The organism is Sulfitobacter sp. THAF37 (assembly GCF_009363555.1).
GTDB lineage: Bacteria > Pseudomonadota > Alphaproteobacteria > Rhodobacterales > Rhodobacteraceae > Sulfitobacter.
The window spans coordinates 1,084,321-1,096,671 of the sequence record NZ_CP045372.1 but is presented as its reverse complement, the minus strand read 5'-3'; the positions used below and the strand labels follow the sequence as shown (position 1 = coordinate 1,096,671).

Below are 12,351 nucleotides of genomic sequence, written 5' to 3'. Positions count from 1 at the left end.
TCAATGCCGGGCCGAACACCTATGTCAACGAAACACAGTCACGGAGCCAAAATGACCGACCTTACTCCCCGCGAGATCGTTTCCGAGCTCGACCGTTTCATCATCGGGCAGAAAGACGCAAAGCGCGCTGTGGCCGTGGCGCTGCGCAACCGCTGGCGGCGCAAGCAACTTGGCGACGACCTGCGCGACGAGGTCTATCCCAAGAACATCCTGATGATCGGGCCCACAGGGGTCGGCAAGACAGAGATCAGCCGCCGTCTGGCGAAACTGGCCCGTGCGCCTTTCCTCAAGGTCGAAGCAACCAAGTTTACCGAGGTCGGGTATGTCGGGCGGGACGTGGAACAGATCATCCGCGACCTCTTGGATTCCTCCATCGCCATGACCCGCGAATACATGCGTGAAGATGTGAAAACTGCCGCGCATCAGGCCGCCGAGGACCGTGTGATCGACGCCGTTGCCGGGACCGATGCGCGTGACGGCACGCGCGAGATGTTTCGCAAGAAGCTGAAGTCCGGCGAACTGGACGATACCGTGATTGATCTGGAAGTCACCGACAGCTCGAACCCGTTCCAGATGATGGACATTCCGGGCCAGCCGGGCGGTGGGGCCGGGATGATGAACATCGGTGATCTGTTCGGCAAGGCGATGGGCGGTCGCAAGACCAAGAAACGCCTGACTGTCGCGCAAAGCTATGACATCCTGATCGGTGAGGAGGCGGACAAGCTGCTGGATGACGAGGCCGTCACCCGCAACGCGATTGAAGCGGTCGAGCAGAACGGCATCGTCTTCCTCGACGAGATCGACAAGGTTTGCGCGCGGTCCGATGCCCGCGGCGGCGATGTCAGCCGGGAAGGGGTGCAGCGTGACCTGTTACCGCTGATCGAAGGTACCACGGTCAGCACGAAGTACGGACCGGTCAAGACGGATCATATCCTGTTCATCGCCTCCGGCGCGTTCCACATTGCGAAACCTTCTGATCTGTTGCCGGAACTGCAGGGCCGCCTGCCGATCCGCGTCGAACTGCGCGCCCTCACCGAAGAAGATTTCGTACGCATCCTGACGGAAACCGACAACGCGCTGACGCTGCAATACACCGCGCTGATGGGGACTGAGGACGTCAAGGTCAGCTTCACCCCCGAGGGTATCGCGGCATTGGCCAAGATTGCTGCGGATGTGAACCAGTCCGTCGAGAATATCGGTGCCCGCAGGCTCTATACCGTGATGGAACGGGTGTTCGAAGAACTGTCCTACAATGCGCCCGACCGCGCCGGTGAAGAGATCGAGGTGAACGCCGATTTCGTCGAGGAGAACCTTGGGGAGCTGACCCGGTCCGCAGACCTCAGCCGCTACGTGCTCTGACGTTGTTTTAGGGCTTTTCATTTCTTCATGCCCCGCCGATGAAGGGGCATGAACTATCTCAGTTTTCTGCGCCTCAACTGGCTTTTTCTGCTGGCGGGTTTTTCGCTGACCTTTACCTCGTCGTATGGGCAGACCTATTTCATCTCGCTCTTCGCGGGTGATATAAAGACCGACTTCGCGCTCAGTGACGGGCAGTGGGGCGGGATCTATACGGTCGGAACCACACTTTCCGCCGTCACGATGATCTGGGCCGGTGTCCTGACAGACAGATTTCGGGTTCGGGCGCTGGCGCTCGGGGTGATGCTGGCGCTGGCGGGGGCCTGTATCCTGATGGCGATCAACACGTCGTGGTTGCTGTTGATTTTCGTCATCTACGCGCTGCGGCTGACCGGGCAGGGGATGATGTCCCAATTGGGCGCGGTGGCGATGGTACGCTGGTTCGAGGCCTCTCGCGGCAAGGCGCTGTCGCTTGCGTCCATGGGCTTTGCCGTAGGGCAGGCCATCTTGCCGGTTGTCTTTGTCGGGCTTTTTGCCGTGGCAGGCTGGCGCAGCTTGTGGATGCTTGCAGCCGGGCTGATCCTGCTGACAATTCCCGTCATCATGCTGTTGCTGAGAAAAGAGCGCACGCCCCAGTCCATGGCGGACGAGGCGCAGGTTGCCGGCATGAACGGAGAACACTGGACGCGGGCGCAGATGCTGCGGTCGGGGCTGTTCTTCCTGATGATCCCGCTGGTTGTCGGCCCTGCGGCATGGGGCACGGCGTTGTTCTTCCAGCAGGTTCACCTGGTCGAGGTCAAAGGTTGGGAACTGGTCGCTTTTGTCGCGCTGATGCCAATCTATACGCTGTCATCGGTTGCCACGACCTTTGTCTCGGGATGGGCCATCGACCGTTTCGGCGTCAGTCGGGTCGTTCCTGTTCAGATGCTGCCCTTTGCCGTGTCCTTTGCCGTGCTGGCCTTTGCAGATACGATCTTTGCGGCTGGTGTGGGGCTGGTGATCTTTGGTGTGGGGCAGGGGATGCAGGGCACCGCGACATCGACTTTCTGGGCAGAATACTACGGCACCCGCCATATCGGTTCGATCAAATCGGTTGCCGCCGCGCTGATGGTGTTCGGATCGGCCATTGGCCCGGGTATCACTGGGCTGCTGATCGACCTCGGGATCGACTTTCCCGACCAGATGCTGCCGATCTCGCTCTACTACCTGATCGCCGCAGCCATGGCGACTTATGGGATCGTCCGGTACTTTCCCAGGCTCGACCGTTAGCGTCGCCGCCTGAGATAGACGTAATAGGCACCACCGCCGCCGTGACTTATGTGGGCTGGCGTCACCTGCAACACGGCCGAGGCCAGCGGCGGCGTTGCCAGCCATTGCGGCACCTGGTGGCGCAAGACGCCATGCCGTACCGGGATCGGCCCACCATCGTCGCGGGCCTTACCCTTGCCGGTGATGACCAAAACCAGACGTTTGCCGTCGCGATGAGATGACAGAATGAACCCTGTCAACGCAGGGTGTGCCCGGTCAAGGGTCATCCCATGCAGGTCAATCCGACCCTCGGGCCGCAACTTGCCGCGCTTCATCCTGGTAAAGGATTTTCGGTCCATCTGTACCGGTGCGCTGCGAAACTGCTCCGGCAGGGAAGGGGCCAGGTCATGCGTGGTGGTGCGGCGCGATTTGGGGGGTTGTTTGCCCCCGACCGTGGAGCGTGCCCTTTTGATGTCGGGCGGGGCGGCGGGCGTGTCGATCTCGGGGGTGAACAGCGATTTCAGGTCCAGCTTTTCCGTCCGCTCCGTGACCTTGCGCCACAATTCCAGGTCGTCGTCGTTCAGCCGTGGTTTTCCCGCTGCGCGTTTCATATCGCGCTTTCGGGGAGCAGCGCATAGGCGCGCTGGATCGGCATCAGGACCATCATGCGACCCGGATCGCGCAGCTTGCCCGCCTCCAGACCGGCCCTGTCACCGGTACCAAAGAACACGTCGGCGCGCTGCGCCCCCTTGATGGCCGACCCGGTGTCCTGCGCGATCATGAGACGCCGCAGAGGGTTCTCCCCGTCCTTTTCGATCCAGACCGGGGCGCCCAGCTTGACGTGGGACGGATCGACCGCGATGGACCGCATCGCAGTGACGCTGCGGTTCATTGCACCCAGCGGACCCTTGTCTGCCGGGACTTCACTGACTTCCCGAAAGAATACGTAAGATGGGTTGTGGTAGAGCAGTTCCTGCCCGTCGATCGGATTGCGCCGTACCCAATTCTTGATCACCTGCGCACTGACCTGATGGGGTTGATACACACCTCGTCGCACCAGTTCCACGCCGACGGATTTGTAGGGATGGCCATTGGCCCCGCGATAGCCGACGCGAATGTAGCGCCCATCGGGCAGCCGGATGCGCCCCGACCCCTGGATCTGGAGAAAGAACAATTCCACAGGATCATCGACCCAGGCGATTTCCAGACCGCGGCCCGACAACACCTCGCCATCCAGTATTTCCCGGCGCGTCAGCCAGGGGTTCTGGGCCAGCGCCTCGTCGGGCATCCGGTAGACCGGATAGCGAAACCGGTCGGAACGATAGAGATCACCGTCAAGTTCCGGTTCGAAGTACCCTGTAAACAGGGCATCCTGACCATCTTCGATCAAGACAGGCCGAAAAAAGAGTTCGAAGAACTGGCGCGGATCGGGGTCGGTCTGGGCAAAACGGCAGACGGCACTCCAGTCGATCTCGTCCATGTCCCGGCAGGTGTTGAGAAAGGTCTCAAGTGCGGCGGCGTGGTCGTCGTTTTCCCAACCGTCCAGCTGGTCGAATGACATCACCGTGTACGAGACATCGTTTGCGGAAACGGGGGTCACTGTTGCAACCCCCGCCCATGCCCATGCAAGGACCACATGGATCAGCCGTCTGTAGAAACCAGCATCCAATTCGGATCATCCGAGCCCATGATGCGCGCAAAGACCCAGGTGTCCTTCTGGCGCTTGATTTCCTTCGTACTGCCCTCGACGATGTCGCCGGCAGAGTCGCGAACCGCCGAGGTGAGTTCGGCGACAAAGCGGATCGTAAGTTCCGCTTCGTTTGTGTCGTTGTCGAGCGTCGCATCGACCAGTTCGGTTTCGCGCACGCCAATGAAATGCGCCTCGATCGTCAGACCCTGATCCTCGCGCGCCGCCACGCCATCGACGAAGCTTTCATAGATTTCCTCACTCAGGAAAGGCTGGATCTGGTCCAATTCACCCTTTTCGTACCCCATGACGATCATCTCGTAGGCATGGCGCGCGCCGCTCAGGAAATCGCTCACGCCGAAAGAGGGTTCGATCCGCTTCATCCGAGCGAGCGCCTTGCCCGCGTCGCTGTCCTCGGGCAGGTGGTCCGCGATGTCCAGATCCGGCCCGCCCTCGATGACTTCCAGCGCAGGGCCGGTCCGCCGCTCGGTCTTGTGATCGGCGACCGTCGGTTTCTCGAATCCTTCGCGTGTTCCCAGCACGTTTTTCAGCCGGAGGATCAGAAATACGGCGATCCCGGCCAAAACGAGAAGCTGTATCAGGGGTGAATTCATTGGAACCTCTTGCGGGTGAAACATGGAAACACGTTGGTTGAGGACTTATGTAGGTGCTTGACCGGGGCGAGTCCACTCTGCCTCCCAGATAAGGACGCTTGAACATGTGGCTATTGATTGCATTCCTTGCCATCCCGCTGATCGAGATCACGCTATTCATCCAGATTGGCGGTGCCATCGGCCTGGGCTGGACGCTGGCCATCGTGGTGGTCACGGCCATTCTGGGCGCGTCGCTCGCGCGGTCGCAGGGGGCGCTTGCGATGGGTCAGTTGCGCAGCTCTTTTTCCGACATGCGGGACCCGACGGAGCCTTTGGCCCACGGTGCGATGATCCTGTTTGCCGGGGCGCTGCTGCTGACGCCGGGGTTCTTTACGGACGCGGTCGGATTTTCCCTGCTGGTGCCGGGTGTGCGCCGCGCCGCGTTCGAATTCCTTCGCACGCGCGTCAATGTCCAGAGCTTTTCCGCCCAGACCGGTCCCGGTCCCGATCCGTACCAGTCTCAGCGCGGCCGCGGACAGACCCGCGGTGGTGATGTGATCGAGGGCGAGTATCACGAAATCGACGAAGCCGATCGCCCGACATCTGGCAAACCCTCTGGCTGGACGCGTCATTAGGCGCGGGACCCATTGAGGGCAGCCCTTCAACCTGATAAGTCCTTCGGCAACAGGAATTTGCGAGGAAAATCCAATGGCCGAAGAGGCACCGACACAACCGACAGCGCCGACAATGCGCGTGCTGGGTCAGTTCATCCGCGACATGTCGTTCGAGAACATCATGGCGCAGAAGGGCGCGCCGACCGATGTGCAGCCCGACGTTCAGGTGCAGGTCAACCTGGATGCCAAGAAGCGTCCGGCGGATCATCAGTTCGAGACGTCCATCAAGCTGAACGTGACGTCCAAGAACAAGGGCGGCGATCAGACGCTGTTCGTTCTTGAGCTGGACTATGTCGGTATTTTCCATGTCGAGAACGTGCCGGACGACCAGATCCACCCGTTCCTGCTGATCGAATGCCCCCGCATGATCTTTCCATTCCTGCGCCGTGTCGTCAGCGACATCACCCGCGATGGGGGTTTCCCGCCTCTCAACCTTGAAAACATCGACTTCATGTCAATGTATCGCAACGAGGTCGCCCGTCGGCAGCAGGCGGAAAACCCGCCGAAGGCCGACGCCTAGAGCTGGCGCCACAGGGCATCGTCGCCCAGCTTGCCGACGAATTCGGCGTGGGCGGCGGATTCCTGTTCGGACAGGCGCGAGGGCAGGGGACGGGGCCGCGGCTTTGGGCTCCACTCGACATGGGGTTGATCCGCGCGGCGCTCCGGCTGCGCCGACAGCGCAAAGTCCGGTTGCCGCCCGCCGATCAGCTCCAGATAGACTTCGGCCAGAATTTCACTGTCCAGCAACGCGCCGTGCAAGGTCCGCGACGAGTTGTCGATATTGAACCGGCGGCACAACGCGTCCAAAGAGGCGGGTGAGCCGGGAAAACGCTTTTTCGCAATGGCCAGCGTGTCGATCGCCTGCTCCCACGGAATTTGCGGCAGGTTCATCCATTTGAGTTCGGCGTTGAGAAACTTGATGTCAAACGCGGCGTTGTGGATCACCAGCTTGGCGTCACCGATGAAGTCGAGAAAGGCCTGACCAATCTCGGCGAACTTGGGTTTGTCACGCAGAAACTCGTCCCCCAGCCCGTGTACCTGGAATGCCTCTTCCGGCATGGTCCGTTCGGGGTTGATGTACTGATGATAAGTCCGGCCCGTCGCGACGTGGCCCATCAGTTCGACCGCGCCGATCTCGACGATCCGGTCGCCGGTTTCGGGGTCGAACCCGGTGGTTTCGGTATCAAGTACGATTTCACGCATTTTTCAACGTCTCCCGAATGGTCCTCACCACGTCCTGCACCTGTTCACGCGCGTGTTCAATGGTGTCGGTCTCGATCACATAGTCGGCAAGGCCGCATTTTTCCGCCGCGGGCATCTGTTTGGCCTTGATCGCCTCGAACTGTGCGGGCGTCATCGTGCCCCGCGCCAGCACGCGGTCACGCTGGGTATCGTCATCCACGTAGACGCATACGGTTGCATCCATCCTTTTCTGTCCGCCGGTTTCAAACAGCAGCGGGATGTCCAGCACAACGATGTCCGCGGTTGTTTTCGCCAGGAAATCTGCCCGGTCTTCCCCAACCAAGGGATGCACGATGGATTCAATTATCTTCAACGCCCCGGGATCGTTCCCGATGATCCGCTTCAACACCTCGCGTGAAATCGCAGCACCGCGAACCGCCTCGGGAAAGGCTGCGCCAAGCGGGATGACTGCGGCACCATCCACATCGTATAGCCGATGCACTGCCGCATCGGCATCCCAAACGGCGCAGCCTTCTTCCGCGAACATGCCCGCTGTTGTGGACTTCCCCATGCCGATGGAGCCGGTCAAACCCAGTTTGAACATCAGCGCAGCGCCGCCGCGCGGGTCGCGCGGTCAACCTCGGGGCGTTTGCCGAACCAGCGTTCGAAACCCGGCACAGCCTGGTGCAACAACATGCCCAGACCATCCACCGTGATGCACCCCATCTCTTCCGCCGTTTCCAGCAGACGGGTCTTGAGCGGTGCGTAGACAAGATCCGTCACCACGGTACCGGGTTGGAGCCCGTCCAGCGGAACCCGCATCTCGCTTTTGCCAATCATGCCAAGCGATGTCGTATTCACCACCAGGTGCGCATGATCCAGCATGTTGCCTGCCTGTACCCAGTCATAGACCCGAATTCTGCTGCCGAAATCGGTTTTCAACTTGTCGGACCTGACCCTTGTTCGGTTGGACAGCAGGATCTCGGGCACCCCGGCATCCAGCAACGAGGCAATGACCGCACGCGCGGCGCCCCCCGCACCCAGCACCGCCGCAGGGCCGGAACGCGGGTTCCAGTTCGGCGCACCGCTTTTCAGGTTCTCAATGAAGCCGTAACCATCTGTATTGTCTGCATGAATCTTACCGTCCTTGCGAAAGATCAAGGTGTTGGCCGCGCCGATCAGGATAGCCCGGTCGGTGACTAGATCCGCGATAGACATTACCGCTTCCTTGTGGGGAATTGTGACGTTAACGCCGACAAAGCCCATGCTGGGTAAGGTGCGTATCACCGTCTCCAGATCCTGCGGTGCGACATCCATAGGGATGTAGTAACCCGCAAGACCATAGGTTCTGAGCCAATGCGCCTGCAACTGGGGCGATTTGGAATGTGCGATCGGCGATCCGATCACCCCCGCCAGCGGGATTTTGGACAAGGTCATGTGGCAAGGTCTCCGCGCAGGGCCAGGTAATTCAGCAGTTCCAAAAGTGGCATACCCAGAACGTGAAAGTAATCCCCTTCGATAGAGGTGAAAAGGCGTGCGCCTTCTTCCTCCAGCTTGTAGCAGCCGACGGCATGGCGGATGCTGTCCCAGTTTCGGGCGACATAGTCCTGCAGGTAGCCATCCGAGAGATCGCGCATCCGCAACCGGACCTGCCCGACATGGCGCCAGACCGGTTCGGCGTTCTCGTAAATCACCGCCGCCGACAAAAGCGCGTGCCGATCGCCGCGCAGCGCAGAAAGCTGGGAAAGCGCGTCTTGTTCATCCTGCGGCTTCGACAACATCATGCCCTGGTGATCCAGGACCTGATCGCAGCCGATGACCAATGCCTCGGGGTTCTTTTCGCTGATCCGGCGTGCCTTCATCTCGGCCAGGGTGTCCGCGATATCGCGTGGCTTTGCACCCTCGGCGATCAGGGCATTCTTGATCATCTCTTCGTCGATCCTCGGGACTTCGACCCGGTGAGGAACGGCGGCCTGTTGAAGCAGTTTGGCGCGGATCGACGATCCGGACGCTAGAATGATCGGCTGGGACATGGGGATAAACCTGTGCAGGACCTTCCGGAGTAATTAAGGACTGTTCCCCGGCAGGGACACCCCGCTGGAACTATCTCCGAGTTTCGACAATTTCGCCGTGATATGCCACAGAAGTACACGCGTGCAAAAGAACAAGTCGCCAGCCGGGAGGAATCGAGTTTTGACGGTCTTATCCCTCCGGCTATCCACATGGCATATCGGGCGAAAAGCCGTTCTTGCACTGGTTCCGACCGGAATTTTTCGGCTTGACCCGATCTTATGCACAGGGCTGAAGGACCTGATACGGGTTGGGGACAAAACAGGGTAAAACACCGTAATCCACAGTTTTGGCTGGCCCTACAAACAACATCATCTTTCTTCTTTTTTTTATTATTAATAGAAGGTCATCGAAACCGGAGCAGAACATGTCTGACCTTCTTTCTGTCGCCTATCCCTGGATCAAGGCGTTCCATATCATCTCTGTGATCTCCTGGATGGCGGCGCTGTTCTATCTGCCGCGGCTCTTCGTTCATCATACCGAAAAAGCAGGTCTGAGCGGGGCCACCCACGATATTTTCACGATGATGGAATACAAGCTGGCAACGGTGATCATGCGCCCCGCGATGATCGGGACATGGGTTTTCGGTCTTGCGCTGGTCCTTACGCCGGGGATCGTCGACTGGTCGGCGATCTGGCCATATACGAAGGCCGCTGGCGTCATCGCCATGACCGGTTTTCACGAATGGCTGGTGGTGCGCATGCGCGATTTCGGGCAAGGTCGCAATTCCCTGACCGGGCGGCACTACCGCCTGATGAACGAGGTGCCGACTGTTCTGATGATCCTGATCGTCATATCCGTGGTCGTGAAGTTCTGATCCGATTGACTTGGGCTGCGCTGCCGCCTATATCCGTCGCAACGCCCCGTCCGGGGTGATTGCCTAGCTTCAACATTGCAAAGATGACCGGCCGACGCGCAATGCGTCGCAGCTGCACGGGATTTTCCATGACAACCGACACACTGAACCTCGCCGACCTTAAGGCGCAGACGCCCAAGAACCTGCTGGCCATGGCCGAGGAACTGGAAATTGAAAACGCCTCGACCATGCGCAAAGGCGAAATGATGTTCCAGATCCTGCGGGAACGCGCGGACGAGGGATGGGAGATTTCCGGCGACGGTGTATTGGAAGTGCTGCAAGACGGTTTCGGCTTTCTCCGCTCGCCCGAGGCGAACTATCTGCCCGGCCCGGACGACATCTATGTCTCGCCCGACATGATCCGGCAGTGGTCTTTGCGAACCGGGGACACCATTGAGGGATTGATCAAGGCGCCGGACGATAACGAACGGTACTTTGCCCTGACCGAAGTGACCAAGATCAACTTCGAAGAACCCGAGAAAGCCCGCCACAAGGTGGCTTTCGAGAACCTGACGCCGCTTTACCCGGACGAACGGCTGACCATGGAAGTCGAAGATCCCACGGTCAAGGACCGGTCGGCGCGCATCATCGACCTGGTGTCGCCGATCGGCAAGGGGCAGCGGTCGCTGATCGTCGCGCCGCCACGGACCGGCAAGACGGTTCTGCTTCAGAACATCGCCAACTCGATCGAAAAGAACCACCCTGAGTGCTACCTGATCGTTCTTCTGATCGACGAACGACCGGAGGAAGTGACCGACATGCAGCGGTCGGTGAAGGGTGAAGTCGTTTCTTCGACCTTTGACGAACCGGCAACCCGGCACGTGGCGGTGTCCGACATGGTGATCGAAAAGGCAAAGCGGCTGGTCGAACACAAGCGTGACGTGGTCATCCTGCTCGATTCCATCACGCGCCTCGGCCGCGCCTTCAACACGGTGGTCCCGTCCTCGGGTAAGGTGCTGACCGGTGGTGTGGATGCGAATGCGCTGCAACGGCCCAAGCGGTTTTTCGGTGCCGCGCGGAATATCGAAGAAGGCGGATCGCTGACCATTATCGCAACCGCCTTGATCGACACCGGCAGCCGGATGGACGAGGTGATCTTTGAAGAGTTCAAGGGTACCGGCAACTCCGAGATCGTGCTCGACCGTAAGATCGCGGACAAGCGGGTGTTCCCAGCTATCGACATCCTCAAGTCGGGCACGCGGAAGGAAGACCTGCTGGTCGAAAAAACCGATCTTCAGAAGACCTTTGTCCTTCGCCGCATTCTGAACCCGATGGGAACCACCGACGCGATCGAGTTCCTGATCGGCAAGTTGAAGCAGACCAAATCGAACTCTGACTTCTTCGACTCGATGAACACCTAAGTTATTAAACAATAACAACAGGTTACGTGAAATGGACACGATTTTTGCCCAGGCGACAGTCATGGGGCGGGCCGGCGTGGCGGTTGTGCGCGTGTCCGGTCCGGCGGCCTTTGAGGTGGGTCGGTCCCTGGCAGGATCGCTGCCTGCGCCGCGGCAATCCGCGGTTCGGAGCTTGCGCGATGCAGAGGGGGCTCTGCTCGACCGTGCATTGGTTCTATGCTTTGAGGGACCGCATAGCTTTACAGGTGAAGACGTCGTCGAATTCCATCTGCATGGGAGCATCGCGGTTCTTCGGGCCGTCTTGCGCTACATCGGTGAATTTCCGGAATGCCGTCTCGCCGAACCTGGTGAATTTTCCCGGCGGGCGCTTGAAAACGGTCGGATGGACCTCGTCCAGATCGAAGGTCTAGGTGATCTGATCGAGGCCGAGACCGAGGCGCAGCGCAAGCAGGCGATGCGTGGCTTGTCCGGTAAATTGACTGAACGGGTGGAGCAATGGCGGTCTGATCTGATACGGGCCGCCTCTCTTCTGACGGTCACGATCGACTTTGCCGACGAGGACGTGCCGGTTGATGTGTCTCCTGAAGTTGCACAGCTTCTGAACGGTGTGCTGAAGAGCGTCGATGAGGAACTGGCCGGTGTAAACGCGGCAGAGCGCATTCGCAGCGGGTTTGAAGTTGCAATCATCGGACCGGCAAATGCGGGTAAGTCGACACTGCTCAATGCGCTTGCGGGACGGGATGCTGCGATCACCTCTGAAGTCGCGGGTACGACTCGTGATGTGATTGAAGTGCGCATGGATCTGGGCGGATTGCCGGTGACGTTTCTGGATACCGCGGGCCTGCGGGAAACAGAGGATTCTATCGAAAAGATCGGCGTACAGCGCGCTGTTGAACGCAGCAGCGCAGCGGATCTTCGTATCTTTCTGTCGGAAGAGGGCGAGGACCTGATCGTGGCGCCGGAACCTGGCGACATTCATCTGAAGCCCAAGGCCGACATGCGCAAGGACAAAGCGGGCGCCGTATCTGGAAAGACGGGCGAGGGCGTATCGCAATTGATCGGGGATATTCAGAGCATATTGTCGGTTCGCGTACAGGATGCTGGCCTTGCGACACAGGAACGCCATCGCATAGCCTTACTGCATGCGCGGGAATCCCTCATTTCCGCAATTGCCATGGCATCTGCCGGTCCTGACCAGTATGATTTTGCAGCAGAGGAATTGCGGTTGGTGATTCAGGCGTTGGAAAGTCTGATTGGTCGCGTCGGTGTTGAGAATTTCCTCGATGAGATTTTTGCGAACTTCTGCATCGGAAAATGATGGAGT

Annotated in this window: 14 protein-coding genes; 7 read left to right on the top strand and 7 right to left on the bottom strand. The window is 59.6% G+C overall.

The annotated features are described in order from the left end of the window. Positions 1 to 51: 51 nt before the first annotated feature. Positions 52 to 1,359 (top strand): ATP-dependent protease ATPase subunit HslU, encoded by a 1,308-nt coding sequence (gene hslU, locus FIU94_RS05440; RefSeq protein WP_152464810.1) that lies wholly within the window; start codon positions 52 to 54, stop codon positions 1,357 to 1,359. Positions 1,360 to 1,407: 48 nt separating this feature from the next. After that, a complete protein-coding gene (locus FIU94_RS05435) occupies positions 1,408 to 2,625 on the top strand; it encodes an MFS transporter (protein ID WP_152464809.1) in 1,218 nt (405 codons plus the stop codon). Here the strand turns inward: FIU94_RS05435 and FIU94_RS05430 are convergent. From FIU94_RS05430 to FIU94_RS05420, 3 genes are all read right to left on the bottom strand, one after another. Next, the gene (locus FIU94_RS05430) at positions 2,622 to 3,215 is read right to left on the bottom strand and encodes a Smr/MutS family protein (protein ID WP_152464808.1); all 594 of its coding nucleotides are present in this window, start codon (positions 3,213 to 3,215) and stop codon (positions 2,622 to 2,624) included. The genes FIU94_RS05435 and FIU94_RS05430 overlap by 4 nt on opposite strands. Continuing rightward, entirely contained in the window at positions 3,212 to 4,165 is a 954-nt protein-coding gene (locus tag FIU94_RS05425; protein WP_152466955.1) for a murein transglycosylase A, read from the bottom strand. Before FIU94_RS05425 ends, FIU94_RS05430 begins: the two co-directional genes overlap by 4 nt. Positions 4,166 to 4,245: 80 nt before the next feature. Then, positions 4,246 to 4,905, bottom strand: a complete 660-nt coding sequence (locus tag FIU94_RS05420) for a Tim44/TimA family putative adaptor protein (protein WP_152464807.1) — start codon at positions 4,903 to 4,905, stop codon at positions 4,246 to 4,248. Positions 4,906 to 5,009: 104 nt separating this feature from the next. Between FIU94_RS05420 and FIU94_RS05415 the strand changes: the two genes are divergently transcribed. Both FIU94_RS05415 and secB read left to right on the top strand, forming a co-directional pair. Beyond that, positions 5,010 to 5,519, top strand: a complete 510-nt coding sequence (locus FIU94_RS05415) for an FxsA family protein (protein WP_152464806.1) — start codon at positions 5,010 to 5,012, stop codon at positions 5,517 to 5,519. A 73-nt stretch (positions 5,520 to 5,592) separates the two neighbouring features. Beyond that, positions 5,593 to 6,078 (top strand): protein-export chaperone SecB, encoded by a 486-nt coding sequence (gene secB / locus FIU94_RS05410; RefSeq protein ID WP_152464805.1) that lies wholly within the window; start codon positions 5,593 to 5,595, stop codon positions 6,076 to 6,078. On the opposite strand, the gene dnaQ is transcribed toward secB, so the two are convergent. Genes dnaQ through FIU94_RS05390 form a run of 4 tightly spaced genes read right to left on the bottom strand, consistent with a single transcriptional unit; the run spans position 6,075 to position 8,773 of the window. Further along, the gene (gene dnaQ / locus FIU94_RS05405) at positions 6,075 to 6,761 is read right to left on the bottom strand and encodes a DNA polymerase III subunit epsilon (protein ID WP_152464804.1); all 687 of its coding nucleotides are present in this window, start codon (positions 6,759 to 6,761) and stop codon (positions 6,075 to 6,077) included. The genes secB and dnaQ overlap by 4 nt on opposite strands. Further along, the gene (gene coaE / locus FIU94_RS05400) at positions 6,754 to 7,344 is read right to left on the bottom strand and encodes a dephospho-CoA kinase (RefSeq protein WP_152464803.1); all 591 of its coding nucleotides are present in this window, start codon (positions 7,342 to 7,344) and stop codon (positions 6,754 to 6,756) included. The genes dnaQ and coaE overlap by 8 nt, the downstream gene beginning before the upstream one ends. Further along, positions 7,344 to 8,177 carry a shikimate dehydrogenase gene (locus FIU94_RS05395; RefSeq protein WP_152464802.1) on the bottom strand — a complete coding sequence of 278 codons (834 nt, stop codon included), beginning with the start codon at positions 8,175 to 8,177 and terminating at the stop codon, positions 7,344 to 7,346. The genes coaE and FIU94_RS05395 overlap by 1 nt, the downstream gene beginning before the upstream one ends. Next, positions 8,174 to 8,773, bottom strand: coding sequence for a nucleoside triphosphate pyrophosphatase (locus tag FIU94_RS05390; RefSeq protein WP_152464801.1), 600 nt, complete (start codon positions 8,771 to 8,773; stop codon positions 8,174 to 8,176). Before FIU94_RS05390 ends, FIU94_RS05395 begins: the two co-directional genes overlap by 4 nt. Positions 8,774 to 9,177: 404 nt before the next feature. Here FIU94_RS05390 and FIU94_RS05385 point away from each other — a divergent pair, with 404 nt between their 5' ends. From FIU94_RS05385 to mnmE, 3 genes are all read left to right on the top strand, one after another. Next, on the top strand, positions 9,178 to 9,627 hold the full coding sequence (locus FIU94_RS05385; protein WP_152464800.1) for a CopD family protein: 450 nt from the start codon (positions 9,178 to 9,180) through the stop codon (positions 9,625 to 9,627). A gap of 128 nt (positions 9,628 to 9,755) precedes the next feature. Then, entirely contained in the window at positions 9,756 to 11,027 is a 1,272-nt protein-coding gene (rho, locus tag FIU94_RS05380; RefSeq protein WP_152464799.1) for a transcription termination factor Rho, read from the top strand. 31 nt (positions 11,028 to 11,058) lie between these two features. Further along, on the top strand, positions 11,059 to 12,345 hold the full coding sequence (gene mnmE / locus FIU94_RS05375; protein WP_152464798.1) for a tRNA uridine-5-carboxymethylaminomethyl(34) synthesis GTPase MnmE: 1,287 nt from the start codon (positions 11,059 to 11,061) through the stop codon (positions 12,343 to 12,345). The last annotated feature ends 6 nt before the right edge of the window (positions 12,346 to 12,351 follow it).

Coding starts and splice junctions, on each gene's coding strand:
- FIU94_RS05385 (WP_152464800.1), top strand. CDS start 9,178: ATGTCTGACCTTCTTTCTGTCGCCTATCCCTGGATCAAGGCGTTCCAT.
- FIU94_RS05415 (WP_152464806.1), top strand. CDS start 5,010: ATGTGGCTATTGATTGCATTCCTTGCCATCCCGCTGATCGAGATCACG.
- FIU94_RS05420 (WP_152464807.1), bottom strand. CDS start 4,905: ATGAATTCACCCCTGATACAGCTTCTCGTTTTGGCCGGGATCGCCGTA.
- FIU94_RS05395 (WP_152464802.1), bottom strand. CDS start 8,177: ATGACCTTGTCCAAAATCCCGCTGGCGGGGGTGATCGGATCGCCGATC.
- FIU94_RS05390 (WP_152464801.1), bottom strand. CDS start 8,773: ATGTCCCAGCCGATCATTCTAGCGTCCGGATCGTCGATCCGCGCCAAA.
- dnaQ (WP_152464804.1), bottom strand. CDS start 6,761: ATGCGTGAAATCGTACTTGATACCGAAACCACCGGGTTCGACCCCGAA.
- mnmE (WP_152464798.1), top strand. CDS start 11,059: ATGGACACGATTTTTGCCCAGGCGACAGTCATGGGGCGGGCCGGCGTG.
- FIU94_RS05430 (WP_152464808.1), bottom strand. CDS start 3,215: ATGAAACGCGCAGCGGGAAAACCACGGCTGAACGACGACGACCTGGAA.
- FIU94_RS05435 (WP_152464809.1), top strand. CDS start 1,408: ATGAACTATCTCAGTTTTCTGCGCCTCAACTGGCTTTTTCTGCTGGCG.
- secB (WP_152464805.1), top strand. CDS start 5,593: ATGGCCGAAGAGGCACCGACACAACCGACAGCGCCGACAATGCGCGTG.
- coaE (WP_152464803.1), bottom strand. CDS start 7,344: ATGTTCAAACTGGGTTTGACCGGCTCCATCGGCATGGGGAAGTCCACA.
- FIU94_RS05425 (WP_152466955.1), bottom strand. CDS start 4,165: ATGTCATTCGACCAGCTGGACGGTTGGGAAAACGACGACCACGCCGCC.
- hslU (WP_152464810.1), top strand. CDS start 52: ATGACCGACCTTACTCCCCGCGAGATCGTTTCCGAGCTCGACCGTTTC.
- rho (WP_152464799.1), top strand. CDS start 9,756: ATGACAACCGACACACTGAACCTCGCCGACCTTAAGGCGCAGACGCCC.